The 17,459-nt window shown below is 57.5% G+C and carries 11 protein-coding genes; 4 read left to right on the top strand and 7 right to left on the bottom strand.

What is annotated here, in order from left to right:
• Window positions 1–248: 248 nt before the first annotated feature.
• The 4 genes from uvrC to uvrA all read right to left on the bottom strand — a co-directional run bounded on the left by uvrC (window position 249) and on the right by uvrA (window position 7,394).
• Entirely contained in the window at window positions 249–2,189 is a 1,941-nt protein-coding gene (uvrC, locus tag JMJ97_RS07845; protein WP_338404621.1) for an excinuclease ABC subunit UvrC, read from the bottom strand.
• Window positions 2,190–2,195: 6 nt separating this feature from the next.
• A complete protein-coding gene (murJ, locus tag JMJ97_RS07840; RefSeq protein ID WP_260699811.1) occupies window positions 2,196–3,776 on the bottom strand; it encodes a murein biosynthesis integral membrane protein MurJ in 1,581 nt (526 codons plus the stop codon).
• Between the two features lie 105 nt (window positions 3,777–3,881).
• A complete protein-coding gene (gene ybaK, locus JMJ97_RS07835; RefSeq protein WP_260699810.1) occupies window positions 3,882–4,382 on the bottom strand; it encodes a Cys-tRNA(Pro) deacylase in 501 nt (166 codons plus the stop codon).
• 132 nt (window positions 4,383–4,514) lie between these two features.
• Window positions 4,515–7,394 (bottom strand): excinuclease ABC subunit UvrA, encoded by a 2,880-nt coding sequence (gene uvrA / locus JMJ97_RS07830; RefSeq protein WP_260699809.1) that lies wholly within the window; start codon window positions 7,392–7,394, stop codon window positions 4,515–4,517.
• A gap of 193 nt (window positions 7,395–7,587) precedes the next feature.
• Between uvrA and JMJ97_RS07825 the strand changes: the two genes are divergently transcribed.
• The 4 genes from JMJ97_RS07825 to JMJ97_RS07810 all read left to right on the top strand — a co-directional run bounded on the left by JMJ97_RS07825 (window position 7,588) and on the right by JMJ97_RS07810 (window position 13,710).
• Window positions 7,588–9,741: an LTA synthase family protein gene (locus JMJ97_RS07825; protein WP_260699808.1), complete on the top strand. Its 2,154-nt coding sequence runs from the start codon at window positions 7,588–7,590 to the stop codon at window positions 9,739–9,741.
• Window positions 9,742–9,886: 145 nt separating this feature from the next.
• The gene (locus JMJ97_RS07820; protein ID WP_022094864.1) at window positions 9,887–10,717 is read left to right on the top strand and encodes an Mrp/NBP35 family ATP-binding protein; all 831 of its coding nucleotides are present in this window, start codon (window positions 9,887–9,889) and stop codon (window positions 10,715–10,717) included.
• Window positions 10,718–11,989: an NAD(P)/FAD-dependent oxidoreductase gene (locus JMJ97_RS07815; protein ID WP_260699807.1), complete on the top strand. Its 1,272-nt coding sequence runs from the start codon at window positions 10,718–10,720 to the stop codon at window positions 11,987–11,989.
• An 80-nt stretch (window positions 11,990–12,069) separates the two neighbouring features.
• Window positions 12,070–13,710, top strand: coding sequence for an NAD(P)/FAD-dependent oxidoreductase (locus tag JMJ97_RS07810; protein ID WP_260699806.1), 1,641 nt, complete (start codon window positions 12,070–12,072; stop codon window positions 13,708–13,710).
• 65 nt (window positions 13,711–13,775) lie between these two features.
• Here JMJ97_RS07810 and uvrB read toward each other — a convergent pair whose 3' ends face one another.
• From uvrB to coaE, 3 genes are read right to left on the bottom strand one after another with little or no spacing between them, the layout of a single operon-like run.
• Complete coding sequence (gene uvrB / locus JMJ97_RS07805) at window positions 13,776–16,016, bottom strand: excinuclease ABC subunit UvrB (protein WP_035138903.1); 2,241 nt, start codon at window positions 16,014–16,016, stop codon at window positions 13,776–13,778.
• Window positions 16,017–16,067: 51 nt separating this feature from the next.
• On the bottom strand, window positions 16,068–16,649 hold the full coding sequence (locus JMJ97_RS07800; RefSeq protein ID WP_022093787.1) for a lytic transglycosylase domain-containing protein: 582 nt from the start codon (window positions 16,647–16,649) through the stop codon (window positions 16,068–16,070).
• Entirely contained in the window at window positions 16,642–17,283 is a 642-nt protein-coding gene (coaE, locus tag JMJ97_RS07795; protein ID WP_260699805.1) for a dephospho-CoA kinase, read from the bottom strand. The genes JMJ97_RS07800 and coaE overlap by 8 nt, the downstream gene beginning before the upstream one ends.
• Window positions 17,284–17,459: the final 176 nt, after the last annotated feature.

Genomic DNA, 17,459 nt, shown 5'->3' with positions numbered 1-17,459 from the left:
ACCGATACATACATACGCTTGAACGGTATTTACTACCGTTCACCGAATTCATTGACAAACGATTCGCCAGACAGTATGTATCGACGAGGTGAGATATCAGTCTTCGTCAACCCGCAGGATAGCAGGGTTGTTCACCATGGCTAGTCAAACGTTTTAGCGTTAATAAAACCCGAAATCGACAGGTAATCGCCGCGAAATAAATGATTGAAAATCGGCCAATCATGTATATCAGTTGTTTAGAAGCACGTTTAGTTTTCGGAACGGCTGGCCGATGCCTGGGCGCGCTCGGCATTCCATGCAACAAGTGCCTCGTGGACCGCTTTGGCGACATCGGCCGGAACGCCTCGAACTTCCGCAATCTCCTGCTCGCTTGCCGCGCGCAAACGCTTCATCGAGCCAAAATGGCGCATAATGGCACGTTTTCTAGTGGGTCCCACGCCCGGAACGTCGTCAAGCACCGAAACCGTCATAGCCTTATCGCGCAACTCGCGGTGGAACGTAATCGCAAATCGGTGGGATTCATCGCGAACCTGCTTGATCAGATAAAGCGAAGCGGAGCCGGTCGGTAGCACGACGGGAGTCTCGTCCCACGGCACGAAAACTTCCTCATCGGCCTTTGCCAAGCCACAAACTGGTATATCGAGGCCGAGCGCCTCAAGTTGCTTAATTGCAGCGGTCAACTGCGGCTTGCCGCCATCGACAACGAGCAAATCGGGGCGCGAGCCAAAGCGCTCGTCCGCCATGCGCTCGGGAGCATAGCGACGCCCCAGAACTTCGGACATCGATACGAAGTCGTTCGCCTCGTCCAATTCGGCCTGAATTTTAAAGCGACGATACTGGCCCTTGTCGGCACGGCCGTTGGTAAATACCACCATCGAAGCGACGGTAAAGGTGCCGTGCAACGTCGAGATATCGAAGCACTCGATGCGCAACGGCGGCGCAGGCAGCGCCAGCGCACTTTCGAGCTCCAGGAGCGCCTGATTGGTGCGATCGTCAGCATACCCCGTGCGCATCATGTAGCGCATGAGGGCATGGCGCGCATTTTTGGAAGCCATATCGAGCAGGCGGTGCTTTTCGCCGCGCTGCGGCCTATGGAGATGGCAAGAGCGTTCGCGCTTGCCCGCAAGCCACTCCCCCAACGCTTCAGCATCCTCAAGCTCGACAGAGAGATTGATCTCGGCTGGAATATCGGCCGTCTCGTCGTAATAGCGCTTAAGAAAGCCCGATTGAAGCTCTTCCTCGTCGACATCCAGGCCTTTATCGAGGATGAACTCACAAGTTCGAACCGTTCGGCCCTCGCGAACGACAAAGACACAGGCGGCAGAGATAGTCTCTTCGCGATAGAAGCCGATGACGTCGATATCGACGCTCGATGGAAAAACGACCTGTTGGCGATCGTCCAGGCCCCTAATGACTTCCAGGCGACGCTTGACGCGCGCCGCACGTTCAAAATCGAGCGTCTCGGCTGCCTCCGTCATCTCGGACGTAAGCTCGTCGACGACATCCTTGCGATGGCCCGACAAGAAACGTTCGACACGCTTGACGTTCTTGGCATAGTCGGCAGGGGAAATCGCGCCGACGCATGCGCCCGGCCCGCGCCCGACATGGTAGTCAAAACAGGGACGCCCGTTTTGCGCGCAAATCATATTGACGATGTCTTCCTCGCCCTTGTGGGACTCGACGATACGACGACAACGACGCCACTCCGCACAAGAAGCCGAGCAGATCGGGATCACCTTGCGCAGCGTGTCAATGGTCTCACGCGCCGCGCGGCTATCGGTATAGGGACCAAAATAACGCGTTCCCGGCTTATGACGCTCGCGCGTGTATTTGATAGCGGGATACAGGTCGCCCTTTGTAATGGCGATAAAGGGGTAGCTCTTGTCATCCTTGAGGTCGACGTTAAAGTACGGATGGTACTGGCCGATCAGGTTGCGCTCGAGTACAAGCGCCTCATGCTCGGTTTCGACAACGATGTAGTCAAAGCTCGCAACCAATTGCATCATGAGCGGTATTTTTTGGCGCTCATCCTGCAGCGTCACGTACTGGCGCATACGGGAACGCAGGTTTTTCGCCTTGCCAACGTAGATGACATCGCCCTTGGCATCTTTCCAAAGGTAACATCCGGGCTGCGTGGGAACGCGCGAAACCTGCTCGGCGAGTGTTGGAATGTTGTCGTGACCGGCCACACGCACCTACTTGCGACGAAGCAGCGCCGAGACCTCGGGCATCTTAAGAACGACGGCAAGGCCAAAGGTAACAGCAAGCGAGACGACACCCGCAACGCAAACATAGCCAAGAGTAATCAGAATCGAGCCGCCAAGTACCCCGACAAAGTGTTCAAGCGCCCACATGACGCCGGCGCCTGCGGCAGCCCCTAGGCCGCCGAGCAAAAGGCCAAAGAAACCGCCATGCAGGATAGATTTGACCTGAAGGCCACGCAGGCGACGACGCAGCCACCACAGCGAACAGCCGACCAAGATCACGTAGTCGACAACATACGAAAGCGCGATTGCCGGCATACCGAAGCCCAGCACAACGCCAAACAGCAGAACCGAGCCAGCCTGGCCGATGGCGGAATACAGGCAATAGCGGCTATAGGGCTTCATGTCGAGCAAGGCAGAGAAGCTCTTCTGCATCAACACGACCACGCCGTAGAGCGGCAGCGAGAGCGCCAGGTAGACAAGGTACTCGGACACCAGCGCCACGCCGGATTCATCGAACTTGCCGGCACAGTAAATCATGTTGAGCGGACGTGCGAAGACAATCAGGTACAGTGCGAACGGAATCAGGAAGAACAGCATCTGGGCGACGCCACGCGAAATGCCCGTGCGAACGCTGTCGTAATCCTTCTCCTGTGCGTCATGAGAGAGCTCGGTATAGAGCGCCGTCGAAAGCGAGGCGGCAATCAGCGCGTAGGGCAGCGTGTACCACAGGCGCGCATAGGCGATGACGGAAGGACCCGTCTCGGGCTGGACCACCAGCGCGGCAGCGTTGGTGATAGAAGTCGAGACAAACATGCACACCGTGGCGAGCAGCGTCGGGATACCGAGCGCAATCGTCTGGCGCAGCGCGGGGTCCTTAAAGTCGATATGGATATGGGGATGCACGCCGTGCTTGCCAAGCGCGGGAATCTGACATGCCATCTGAACAAAGACACCGAGGGTCGTACCGGCCGCAATCAAGATGATGCCGGCACGTTCGCCAAACTGTGCGGACACGGGCGCAAAACCCATAAAGCTCGCAATGACGATCACATTGTTGAGGACCGGGGCAAACGTCGACCAGAAGTAGTCGCGGTGTGCGTTGAGAACGCCCGAGAACACCGAGCCCAAACCATAAAAGAGAATCTGGATGGCAAAGAAACGGAACATGAACGCAGCGGTATCCATGCTGCCGCCGTCACCCGAAAGGAACGATTGCGTCCAGATAAAGCCCGGGGCGAACACGGTCCCCAGCAACGAAATGCCACCCAGCACCAAAAGCAGAATGCCAAGCAGGTTGCCCACGTACTCGTTCGAGGCCTCGCGACCCTGCTCACGCCTCACGCCCATGTACACGGGCAAAAACGCCGTCACGAGCATGCCACCCATCACGAGTTCGTAGAGCATATTGGGCAGGTTGTTGGCGACCTGATAGGAGGACGAGAGTAGCGACATGCCGATAGCGGCCGCCATTGCCCACGTGCGGATAAAACCGGTGACGCGAGACACGATAGTCAGAATGGTCATAAGCCCGGCGGAACGACCAACCGTGGAGTAGTCCGACGAGCCCATGTCGTCAGTGTCATCTCGCGACGAAGAAACTTCGGATGAGGGTGTCTGAGGCGCAGATTCTTTTGCAAAATGAGCTCCGCACTTCAATTCTTCCTGCGGCATCGCTCAGTCCTCTCTCGTAATCGCGGCAACCGTCGCCCCGCAAAATGCAATTAAATCATCGGGTGCAAGCTCGAGCTGATAACCACGCTTGCCTCCCGAAATAAAAATGGTATCCCAAAGGACGCATGTCTCGTCAATGAGCGTCCGGTAGCGTTTTTTCATACCGACCGGGCTGCAGCCGCCGCGAACGTAGCCAGTCGCCGCAAGCAAATCCTTCACATGCATCATGGCCAAGGACTTCTCCCCCGCGGCACGCGCGGCGGACTTTAGATCGAGCTCGTCGGCAACAGGGATGCAGCACACGACATAGTCGTTGGACGGCGTCACGCAGACCAAAGTCTTAAATCCTTGACCGGGCTCCTCGCCAAGCTGCTCCGAAATCGCGACCCCCAGGCCCACCGACTCATCACCATCGTCTTCGTACGTATGTAGAACATAGGAAATGCCGGCACTTTCCTGCTCGCGCATCGCATTGGTTTTTGGCGTCTTTACAGCCTTTGCCATGACATATCCTTTCTCTCGCATTCGGACGCAAGGATTAAGTATATGTCCAATTCGGCTGCATACGTCACTTCGGCACAGCAAGCGCCATCGAATCACAAGGAGTCGATGGCGCCCATAAACTGAATCGCCTATTTATTGAGCATCAAGTTGAGCCTGACGCTCCCGGTCACGCCTGAGCAACGGCGCCAAAAACTTGCCCGTATAACTCTGCGGACAGTCCGCAACCTGCTCCGGTGTGCCCGAAACCACGACGGTTCCGCCGCCGTTACCGCCCTCGGGACCCATATCGATCAGGCGGTCGGCAACCTTGATGACATCAAGGTTGTGCTCAATCACCAGCACCGTGTTGCCCGCATCGACCAAGCGCTGCAGCACATCGAGCAGCTGGCGGACGTCCTCAAAATGAAGACCGGTCGTCGGCTCGTCCAAAATATAGAACGTCTTGCCCGTCTGGCGTCGATGAAGCTCCTTGGCGAGCTTCACACGCTGCGCCTCGCCGCCCGAGAGCGTCGTGGCGGGCTGGCCCAGGCTCACGTAGCCTAAGCCTACATCGTACAGCGTCTGGAGCTTGCGCTTAATCTGCGGGATATTCCCAAAGAAGGCCAGCGCCTCGGTGACGCTCATGTCGAGCACGTCCGAGATGGTCTTGCCACGGTAGGTGACCTCGAGTGTCTCGCGGTTGTAGCGTTTACCGCCGCAAACTTCGCAGGGAACGTAGATATCGGGAAGGAAGTGCATCTCGATCTTGATCTGCCCGTCGCCCTTGCACGCCTCGCAGCGCCCGCCACTCACATTAAAGGAGAAACGACCCGGCGAGTAGCCGCGCGCCTTCGACTCCGGCGTACTCGCAAACAGCGCGCGAAGATCATCCCACAGGCCGATATAGGTAGCAGGGTTGGAACGCGGCGTGCGGCCAATCGGCGACTGGTCGATATCGATAACCTTATCGATACACTCGATGCCCTCGATTTTTTTATACGGACCCACAGGGCGCGTCGAACGGTGAATAGCATTCGTAAGGGCAGGCGCAATGGTGTCGGTAACCAGGGAGCTCTTGCCCGATCCCGACACGCCGGTAACAACCGTAAGCGTACCAAACTCGATCTTGGCGGTAACGTTTTTGAGGTTGTTGGCTCGAGCGCCCGTAATTTTAAGGCAGCCGCGACCGGGCTTGCGCCGTTCATCAGGCACCCGAATCATTCGTTTGCCGGTCAGATAAGCGCCCGTCATCGACTCAGGACACGCCATGATATCAGCAGGCGTTCCCGCCGCGACTACGTGTCCGCCGTTGACACCGGCGCCGGGCCCCATGTCGATCACGTAGTCGGCGGCACGGATTGTATCCTCGTCGTGTTCGACAACGATAACGGTATTGCCGATATCGCGCAGGCGCTCGAGCGTCTTGATCAGGCGCTCGTTGTCACGCTGATGAAGACCGATCGAGGGCTCGTCCAGAATATAGAGCACGCCCATGAGACCCGCGCCGATCTGCGTTGCCAAGCGAATACGCTGTGCCTCGCCACCGGAAAGCGTCGCCGAGGCGCGATCGAGTGTCAGATAGTCGAGTCCAACATCGACCAGAAAACGCAGGCGCTCCAGAATTTCCTTGACGATACGGCCGCCGATAAACTGTTGGCGCTCGGTGAGTTCCAGGCCCTCAAAAAACTCGAGCGATTCACGGCACGACAGGCAACAAACTTCGTAAATGGACTTGCCGCCCACGGTGACGGCGAGCATCTCAGGGCGCAAACGAGCGCCGTGGCAGGTCGAGCACGGCTCCTCGCGAATGTACTTCTCCAGGCGCGCCTTGGTGTTCTCGTTCGTCGTCTCGGTATAGCGTTCGTACAGGATGTTGCGAACGCCCGAAAACTTGGTATCCCACTGGCTGCGACGTCCGTCGAGCTTTTGGTAGTCGACCGAGATCTTCGTATCGCCCAGGCCATCCAAGAATGCACGACGCACGCGAGGGGGCAAGTCCTCCCACGGCGTATCGGCGCTCACCTTAAAGTGTTTGCAGACCGCAGCAAAAATCTGCGGATAGTAGTTCGAATTGCCAAACAGGCTACCAAAGACTCCGTCGGCAATGGACTTCGAGGGGTCCTCGATCAGCGCCTCGGCATCAACGGTTTTCTTAAAGCCCAGGCCGTCGCACTCAGGACATGCGCCATAGGGAGCGTTAAACGAAAAATCACGCGGCTGAAGATCGTCAATGGAGTGTCCATGCTCCGGGCACGCCAAGGCCAACGAATACTCCAGAAGCTCGCCCTCGGTCCCCTCGGGAGCATCACGATCGGGCAGCATGTACACGTTTACATTGCCGTGAGCCAGCGCGGTCGCCTGCTCAACAGACTCGGCGATACGGCCAAGAGAGTTCTCACGGATCACGATGCGATCGACCACGACCTCGATATCGTGCTTGAACTTCTTGTCCAGATCGATCGGATCGTCGAGCGAGCGCACTTCACCGTCGACACGCACGCGGCTAAAGCCCTCGGCGCGAAGGTCCTCAAACAGTTTGGTGTACTCGCCTTTTCGCCCGCGCACCACCGGTGCCAGCACAAACGCGCGGCGGCCCTCCCCCGCCGCCAAGACCTTGTCGGCAACCTGGTCGGTCGTCTGGCGCTCAATGACGCGGCCGCATTCGGGACAGTGCGGGGTGCCCACACGGGCGAACAGCAGGCGCAGATAGTCATAAATCTCGGTTACGGTGCCAACCGTCGAGCGAGGGTTTTTAGACGTCGTCTTTTGGTCGATCGACACTGCCGGCGAAAGGCCGTCGATTGAATCCAGGTCGGGTTTGTCCATCTGACCCAAGAACTGGCGCGCATAGCTCGAAAGGCTCTCGACGTATCGACGCTGGCCCTCGGCATAGATAGTGTCAAATGCCAGCGAGCTCTTGCCCGAGCCAGAAAGACCGGTAATGACCACGAGTTGGTCACGCGGAATGGAAACATCGATATCACGGAGGTTGTGCTCACGAGCGCCGCGAATAACGATAGAAGAATCAGACATGGAAGCTCCTTGCCTCCTATTGCATCGAATCATACTGCCGATGAGTTTAGCGCACTCGACGCGCACAGATGTTCGTAATACAAGATTCGCAGACCTTTAGCTTTGCGTATCGGGCGCTTTGTTTCTCGAAATGTCGTGGAAAGGTTACAGTAATCTAATACTGAACTTAATTTGCTGTAACAGAAGAACGTCCATGACCGAAGATATCCCCCTTGAAATCACTTCGAGTGACATGGCCAATCTGCCCATATTCATCGCCGCCCTTATCGTGGCCACCGTCGTCGTGCGCGTGTATTTTTCAATCAAACACAATGAAAAGCCGCCCATTGCCCGCGTCTTTTGGTGCGCGACGCTCCTCATCCCGCTCGGCATGGTAGCTGCATGGATTACGAATCAATTGCTCGTAAATGAGGACAGTTCCCTATGGGTCCTTTCTTATTCGGCGCTCGGTGCTGCCGCCGTCATACTTCTTGTCGAGCCCTTGGTTTCGGGACTTATTGACCAAACCGATCTTGCGACGGGAACGGTTGCCTGTATTTGCCGTGACATCCTTGTCATCGCCGCTGTTTCAGCGCTCTCGTTCGTTTCACTCGAAATTGCCTGCAACGAAACGTTCTATCGCATTCCCGCCAACTCATTTGGGTTTTCCGTCGGGTTGCTCGCGACGGTCCTGCTCTCCCTTTATTTGCTGGGACAACGTCATGGAGTCGTCATGGCCCTCGTACCCGTCGTCTGTTGCATCCTTGGCATTGCCGAGCACTTCGTCATAACGTTTAAAGGCGAGGCCATCCTGCCAAGCGATATCTTGGCCCTTGGCACCGCAATGGAAGTGAGCGAGGGATACGAGTTTACCTTTACCGCCGGAATCGTAACCTCTCTAGCCCTGCTGGAGATTTCCCTGGGGCTTCTTTCGCTTATCCGACCGAGAAAGCTCCGTACACCCACCCATGTCTTCCCCGCAATCGCCGCCAACCTCTGCGCTTTTCTGCTAGTGGCCGTTGTGGGGCTCTCGGGCTTTTCCAGCATCGACTTGGAGCAGGCGCTGAATTTTGGATTTGACCGTTGGCAGCCCATCACCACGTATGCGTCTCAGGGTTTTATCACTTCGTTCACCGAAATGGTCAACGAGTTGCCCATTGAGAAGCCCGAAGACTATACGCCCGATGAGGCGCAGAGCATCGAGCAGGAGCTCGCCGCCACCTACGACAGTACGTATGGCTCGAGCGAGCAGCGCGCGGCGGCCGTTGCCCAGTTCAATGAAATCAAGCCGACGATTGTTGCCGTCATGAACGAGAGTTTTAGCGACCTTTCGTGCTTTGAGCAGCTCCAGGCGGCCGGGTACACCGGCCCCGCATTCTACAACTCGCTTCCCGACACACTTGTTCGCGGCACCATGCTCGCTTCGGTCGCCGGTGGCGGAACGGCGAACTCCGAATTCGAATTTTTGACCGGAGCGACAACGGCCTTTGTCGGATTAGGCAAAATCCCCTATCAGCTATATCAGATGAATGGTGTCAACAGCCTGGCAAAGGACCTTAAGGAGCTTGGGTATACCGCTACCGCTATGCACCCGCAAAACCCCGTCAACTACCATCGAGATAAAATCTATCAGCAGCTGGGCTTTGGAGACTTTCTTTCAATCGGCGATTTCGAAGGTGCGCCCTGTTACCATGCCGGCGTATGCGACTACGCCACCTACGACAAGATACTCGACCTGCTTAGAACCGACGAAGCCCCACAGTTCATCTTTGACGTCACGATGCAAAATCACGGCGGCTACGACTATGGCACCGTTCCCGCCGAGGAGCTGACAAACTATTGGGTCGAGGGAGCCAGCGAGGGTGCCAATAGCGCGCTCAACACCTATCTTACCTGCATCAACGCATCCGACCGGGACCTCGAGTACTTTATCAACGAGCTCCGCAATATCGGCAGACCGGTTGTCCTTGTCTTTTTTGGCGACCATCAGCCGAGCGCCGCAACGGCTCTCAACGACGAGCTGTACCCTCAGGAAGATACGGCAAGCCACGCTTTCCGTATCTATCAGTCGACCTATTTCGTCTGGGCTAACTATGAAATCGCCGGCAATACCGAGCTCAACGTCTACGACACCGTCGGGGCAAACGAGATTGCAGCCATTACCCTTAATAAGATCGGCGCCCCGCTCACCGACTATCAAAAGGCTCTGCTTGCAACAAGGTCAGATGTGCCCACCATCAATGTTGCCGGCTACCTTGGTGCCGACGGGCTGCGCTACGACTTGGAATCTGAAGACAGCCCATACGCCTCGACGATCGACAAGCTGCAGCGCATGCAATACCTCGAGTTCGCCAGCAAAGTTCAGTAAGCCCGCCCATTCGCTTGGACCCATCGTATTGCAAGCACGCTCGGCCCAAATGCATCGCAAATGACTCCCGCTCGCAAACGAGGGTACAATGACGCTCGTGTCACATCACGGGGCCCCGGCCCCAACATATACAAAGGAGTCATACATGGGTTGCGAGCACGCACAGGCTGCCGGCGGACAAACGTCGCCGTCGCAATTTGAGGAGAACACGCTGTCCGAGGTCAAACGCGTCATCGCCGTGCTTTCCGGCAAGGGCGGTGTCGGCAAGTCGTTTGTCACCGGTGCCATCGCCACCGAGCTTGCCCGTCACGGCCACAAGGTCGGCGTCCTCGATGCCGACATCACCGGTCCCTCTATCCCCAAGATGTTCGGCATGAGCGGACGCCACGTCCATGCCCTTGGCAACCTCATGCTGCCCGAAATCTCCGAGCACGGCGTCAAGGTCATGAGCTCCAACCTTCTGCTCCAAAACGAGACCGACCCCGTCCTTTGGCGCGGTCCGGTCATCGCAGGCGCCATTAGGCAGTTCTGGAGCGAGACCTCGTGGGGCCCCATCGACTACCTGCTGGTCGACATGCCTCCGGGAACAGGCGATGTCGCGCTCACCGTCTTCCAGTCGCTGCCCGTCGACGGCATCGTCATCGTCACGAGCCCGCAGGATCTGGTCTCGATGATCGTCGCCAAGGCGGTCAACATGGCCGAGAAGATGAACGTCCCCATTCTGGGCATTGTCGAGAACATGAGCTATATTGAGTGTCCCGACTGCGGCAAGAAGATCGAGGTCTTTGGCAAGAGCAAGCTCCCCGAGGTCGCAGAGCGCTATAACCTCGACATCTTGGGCCAGCTTCCCATTAATCCGGCACTCGCCGAGGCCTGCGATAAGGGCGAGGTCGAGACCGCGCTGCCCGATGGCATGTTGCCCAAGGCAGTCTCTGCCGTCGAGGCTATTACCCCGCACGAGACCGACGAGGCCTAAGTGAACACGAGCGCCTTCTATGACGTCCTGGTAATCGGCGGCGGGGCTTCAGGCCTCGCCGCCGCCATTACGGCCGCACGTGCTGGCAAAAGCGTCTGCATCGTTGAGCGCGATGTCGCCTGCGGCCTTAAGCTCCTTGCGACCGGTAACGGCCGCTGCAACCTCTCCAACGAATCGATTGGTTCTCAGCGGTATAACCACCCCGCATTCGTCGAATCCGTCATGGGCCCCCAACCCGAACAAGAGCTTATGGGTTTCTTCTCCTCGCTGGGCATCATGACAACCTCTGAGGAAGGCCGGCTGTACCCGCGCTCCCTTCGCGCAGAATCGGTGCGCGACGCGCTTCTCAACGTTTGCGACCGCCTAGGTATCACCTTAATCTGCGGAGCCAACGTTGCCTCGGCGCACAAAGCTTCCGAAGGCTGGGCACTCCAAATAGACCGTCCAGCGCGGGCGCTCAAGGCAAAAAAGCACGACGACCGAAAATCGGAGCTCCGCTCGCTTCGGAAAGCGCTCGCCGATGTCCCTCGCAAGAACGAGGCCCTGCAGGCACATGCCGTAATTATCGCTACGGGCGGCAACCCCACCGGTATCGCCGATACGTTTAGTCTCCCCCTCACTTCGCTGCGCCCCATCCTCTGCCCCGTATCGGCAACGGTCGTTGGCGATCGGGCAGCACTCAAGACGTTGGATGGTCTGCGCGTCCGCGCCCGCTTGACGCTCACCCGTAACCATAGTGAGCTCTGGCACGAAGACGGTGAAGTACTGTTTCGAACCTTCGGCATCTCGGGCGTCGCTGTCTTCAACCTCTCCCGTCGTATCCAGCGCGGCGATACGATCCTGCTCGACGTTTTCCCCGACCTCTCTAAAGACGAGCTGCTCGATATGCTCAACCGGCGCGTTAAGCTGCTCGGCGGCTTTTCGCCCCGCGATCCCCGTTGGCTCGACGGCATGCTCGCCCCGCAACTCTCCCGCGTCGTCTGTACAGCGTTCGAGCAGTGCCATCCAGGCTCCAACGATGTCATCCACCTGGTCTCGATCCTCAAGCACTTTAAGTTGCTCGTCGAGGGAACAGCCGAGGAGCGCTCGGCGCAGGTCACGCGTGGTGGCGTATCTGTCGAGAGCATCTCAACACTCAGTCTACGCGCGCGCAGCGTTGTCGACGCCCCGCTTTACGTCTGCGGCGAAGCGCTCGACATCGACGCCGATTGCGGAGGCTTTAACCTTGCGTGGGCCTGGCTCTCGGGCATTCGCGCTGCAAGCAGCCTGTAGCCGCGCAGTCTATAATCAAAAACGCATTCGGGCCGTCTGGGATACCGGACGGCCTCTTTCTTGCCTCTAAGGAGACCTCGATGATCGAAATCACCCAAGTCAACGCGTCGCTCGATGAAGCCGGCGATGAAAATACCTGCCTCATTGTTGGCAAGCGAGTCGCCAAGCGCATCCTACGTTGCAAGGACTCCGAGATCAAGTCCATCGAACTCCACCGCAAGTCAATCGACGCTCGCAAAAAACGAGACGTCCATTTTATCCTGAGCTTTCGTGTTGAGCTGACTAGTCCCCACCTCGAGCGAGAAGCGGTCGACAGCGTTGCCGAGCGTGACCGCTCGCGCGTACGCGCGATAGAAGACGATGAGCCTTCATTCCCCTCCCCCGTCTCCGACGCACCTCAAGAACGCCCTGTCGTTGTCGGCGCCGGATGCGCCGGCCTTTTCGCTGCGCTCACGCTCGCCAAAGCAGGTCTTAAGCCCTTGCTTATCGAGCGCGGCGACCCGGCATTTCGCCGCTCGCAGGCGATCGACCTCTTTCTAAAGGAGCGCATCCTCGACCCCGAGAGCAATATTCAGTTTGGTCTGGGCGGCGCGGGGACCTTCTCGGACGGCAAGCTCAATACGGGAACAAAAAATCCCGCCCATCGCCTTATCCTCGAAACCTTCGTCGAGGCGGGTGCGCCCCGCGATATTCTGTGGGATGCCAAGCCGCACATTGGCTCCGACATCCTTCCCAAGGTTGTCACCGCTATATCCCAGCGCATCGAGCAGCTCGGAGGTATCGTCCGTTATCGAACAAAGCTCGTCGACATTCACATCGACGCGTCTGGCGCCATCACCGGTATTGATGTCCAATCGTCCCAAGACGCCGCTTACGAGCCAATCGAGACAAAGCACCTCATCCTCGCCTGCGGGCATTCTGCTCGCGATATTTTTGAGCTCCTTAAGGACCACAACGTGGCCCTCGCACAAAAGACCTTTGCCATGGGCGTTCGCATCGAGCATCCGCAGCGCGACATCGACCGAGCCCAATATGGAGCCTTGGCGGGACATCCTGCCCTCGGAGCAGCCCCCTACAAGCTCGTCGCCCATCTTCCCAACGGCCGCAGCGTGTTCTCGTTTTGCATGTGCCCCGGCGGGCAGGTTGTCGCCGCCTCTTCCGAGCAGGGCCACCTGTGCGTCAACGGCGCCAGCCTCAATGCCCGCGACGGACGCAACGCAAATGCCGCCTTGCTCGTTAACGTCACGCCTGAGGACCTTCCCAACGATGACCCGCTCGCCGGCATCGAGCTCCAGCGTGCCTGCGAGGCGGCCGCCTATCGCCTGGGCGGTTCCAACTGGAACGCACCGGCACAACTCGTCGGAGATTTCCTCGCAGGACGCGCCAGCAAGGCGCCCGGAAAGGTAAAGCCCACCTATCCGCTCGGTGTGACCTGGACGGCAATTGACGAAGCCCTGCCGCAGCATATCGTCGAGTCGCTCCGCCTGGGACTTCCCCTACTCGGAAAAAAGCTACGAGGCTACAACCGTCCCGATGCCGTTCTTACCGGCGTGGAGACTCGTTCGAGCTCACCTGTCACTGTCACCCGAGACCGAACGTGCCATGCCGTGTCGACCCCGGGCCTCTACCCTTGTGGTGAGGGAGCTGGATATGCTGGCGGCATCATGAGCGCGGCCACCGACGGCATCCGTTGTGCCGAAGCCCTGATCGCAGACCTCTAGCGCACGAATTCCAGCGCGCAAAAGACACAGGCCCCGAGCTCCACAGGGAACTCGGGGCCTGTTCGCTATTTCTTAAACCGTGCACCCTGGCGTTTTCTGCCCGATGCGAACGTGGAACCCTTGCGGGCCTGCGAACGTAAGCGCTCGATCGTCTCGTCCTCAGACGCGCCCTCGAGCATCGCCCGAATCTGAACGACGGCATCGCGCAGGCGCGCCGCCTCCTCAAAGTCCATGGCGGCAGAAGCGTTGCGCATATCCTCTTCCATGGTTTCGACGATCCGCACAAGCTCGTCATGCGGCAGTTCTTCCAACTGCTCCGCAAGTGTCTGCTCGGGTGCCACCGTTTCCGGCACGCCGCCCTCGCCCGACTCATCGGGCGTATAGAATGCGCCATGGCCAAGGGAGTCGCCCTTCGAGCGCCCCTTGGAACCCACGGTTTTTTCGGCCTCGGCAATAAAACTTGAGATGTCGTTGATGGCCTTGCGCACTGTCTTGGGCACAATGCCATGCTCTTCGTTATATGCCATCTGAATCTCACGACGGCGCTGCGTCTCCTCGATGGCCTCTTTCATCGAATCGGTCACAACGTCTGCATACATGATGACTTCGCCATCGGCGTTACGGGCCGCACGGCCAATCGTCTGAATCAGCGAACGGCGGTTGCGCAAGAAGCCTTCCTTATCGGCATCGAGAATTGCCACCAGTGAGACCTCGGGAAGATCCAAGCCCTCGCGAAGCAGGTTGATGCCAACGAGAACATCGATCTTGCCCTCGCGCAGCGTTCGCAGGATCTCGACACGGTCCATTGTCGCCGTATCAGAATGCATGTAATTGACCTTAATGCCCGCATCAAGCAGATGGTCGGTCAGGTCCTCGGCCATGCGCTTGGTCAACGTGGTCACCAGCACGCGCTCCTTGCGGGCAACGCGCTCGCGAATCTCGTCCTCAAGATCGTCAATCTGACCGCGAACCGGACGCACATCGATCTTGGGATCGAGCAGACCGGTCGGACGAATAATCTGCTCCACGTCGTTTTGGCTCACCCGCAGCTCGTAATCGCCCGGCGTGGCCGAAACATAGATAAACTGGGGTATCCTTGCCTCAAACTCATCGAAACGAAGCGGGCGGTTATCGAGCGCCGAGGGCAGGCGAAAACCGTGTTCCACCAGCGTCACCTTACGCGAGCGGTCACCTTCGTGCATGCCGCGAATCTGCGGCACCGTCACATGGCTCTCATCGATGATGCAGAGCATATCCTTGGGAAAGTAATCGATTAGGGTAAACGGCGGCTCACCCGGCTTGCGACCGTCCAGATGACGCGAGTAGTTCTCGATGCCGTTGCAAAAGCCCATCGTCTCGAGCATCTCAAGATCATAATCGGTGCGCTGCTGCAGACGCTGCGCCTCGAGCAACTTGTCGGTCGCCTTGAGCTCCGCCACGCGCTTCTCGCACTCTTCGCTGATCGATTTCAGAGCCGCCTTGACCTTCGGCTTCTCGGTCACGTAGTGCGATGCCGGCCATACGGGGATGGCCTCGTACTCACGCAGCATTTCACCGGTGACCTCATCGATCTCGGCAATCAGCTCGACCTCGTCGCCAAAGAACTCAAACCGCAACGGATGCTCGGCATAAGGCGGATACACGTCGACAACATCGCCGCGCACGCGGAACGTGCCGCGTGCAAGGTCATAGTCATTGCGATCATATTGAATGTCGATAAGTGCATGGATAAAGTCATCGCGCTCGAGCGGCACCTTCTTGTCGACGTTTGGAGCCAGACCCGCATAGTCCTCAGGAGAGCCAATGCCATAGATACACGAGACCGATGCGACAACGATCACATCGCGTCGAGAGAGCAGCGATGCGGTCGCCTGATGTCGCAGCATCTCAACCTCTTCGTTAATCGAGGAGTCTTTCTCGATATATGTATCGCTTTGCGGCACATACGCCTCGGGCTGATAGTAGTCGTAGTACGAGACGAAGTAGACCACAGCGTTGTTGGGAAAGAACTCTTTGAGCTCGCTCGCAAGCTGAGCGGCGAGCGTTTTATTCGGAGCCATGACCAGCGTCGGCTTTCCCAGGGCCTCAATAGTCTTTGCCATCGTGAAGGTCTTGCCCGAACCAGTCACGCCCAACAAAACCTGATAGCGGTCTCCGTCCCTCACGCCCTGCACAAGCGACTCAATGGCCTTAGGCTGGGAACCGGCAGGCTCATAGGGAGACACGACCTTAAACGGCACGTCAGAGCCTTCAACGCCAAAGCGCTTAAGTTCACCACCAACGCGTTCTACTTCAAATTCCGCCATGGATACTCCTAACTCATATATCTGCAGTATACGCAGGCGGCAGGCATAGTCCTATACGAACCGATCGGGATAGAGGGTCTTGTAGCGAACCCAGGCATTATTGACACGAATCAGATACGCCTGCGTCTCGGGAAAGGTGATTGCATTATGAAGCGACGTACTCTGCTGCGCCCATCCGTCGACATTGCCCATGCCGGCGTTATAGGCAGCAATGGCACTGTCAGTCGACCCGTTAAAATACGCTAGAAGATACGAGAGATACGCACAGCCAAACTCGATATTCGTAGCCGGATCGTTAAGGTTGTCGGCCGAATACTCGCCACCGTCGACAAGGCCCTTGGCGATCATATCCTGGGCAGTCTCGGGCATCAGCTGCATCAATCCCTGAGCACCCTGATTCGACTCGGCCTCGGGATCCCAATTCGATTCAGACTTAATGACAGCGCACACCAGATACGGATCCAGATTATGCGAAATACTGGATTGCTTTACATACGCCTCGTAGTCAATCGGATACAGCGGCTTAAAGAAAGCGGCAGGAGCATACGAGTAAACGAATGAGATAAGGCCGAAGGCAAAAACGGCAGCCAGCGGTATAAGGCGATACCACGTAAGGAAACGTGTCTTAGGCATCGGCCTCCTCCTTATCCACTACATCCCCGAACCCATGGCGCGAAAGCCATGCGTCCAGTTGTTCAAAGAGCGAGTTATCGTCTGCCGCATTGTCAATCACAGTTGTAGCGAGATTGCACAGCGCAGACTCTTCGGGCTGGCAAGCAGAACGGGCATCGAAATCAGATGGCTCCATGCCACGTTGAATAGCGCGCTCGCGACGAACTGACAAAGGGGCGCTAATGACCAGAATTTCATCAGCCAAGCCAAATGCATCCTCAAAACCAGTCGGAGCAGAAACCTCGACCACCGCAAAGGGGTAACGGGGAGATGAAACCGTACAACAAACCGGATCGAGAATCCTCAGCGAAAGCTGTTCAATCAGAACGGGATGCACGATGCCATTGAGTCGTGCGACCGAATCAGGAGAAGCGAAAGCCCGAGAAGCGAGGATGCTGCGGCGAATGCCGCCCTCCTCATCCAAAATGTCCCAACCGAATTCATCCGCGAGAGTATTGACGATATCAGAGCCCGGCACATACAGAGATTTTGCAAGCTCATCCAGATCGATAAGCATAGCGCCACGAGATTCGAAATAGCGGCAGGCAGTCGACTTACCCGAAGCAATATTGCCCAAGACAAACACGGTAAACATCAAGCCCTCCCTAACGCCAATGCGAGTAATTATCGCTCAAATACACTAGAAGAACTCAAAATACAGCCAAACAGTAAGAGCGAATACGGGGGAGCTAGGTCCCAAAGTACAACGTGTATACAACGCAAAAAGGGGGAGGCCGCGAGGCCTCCCCCTTCTCAGTTCAAGCGCACGGC

The sequence above is a fragment of the Collinsella aerofaciens genome, from assembly GCF_025289055.1.
GTDB lineage: Bacteria > Actinomycetota > Coriobacteriia > Coriobacteriales > Coriobacteriaceae > Collinsella.
The sequence above is the reverse complement of the archived record's forward strand: the minus strand, read 5'-3'. Positions and strand labels throughout refer to the sequence as shown.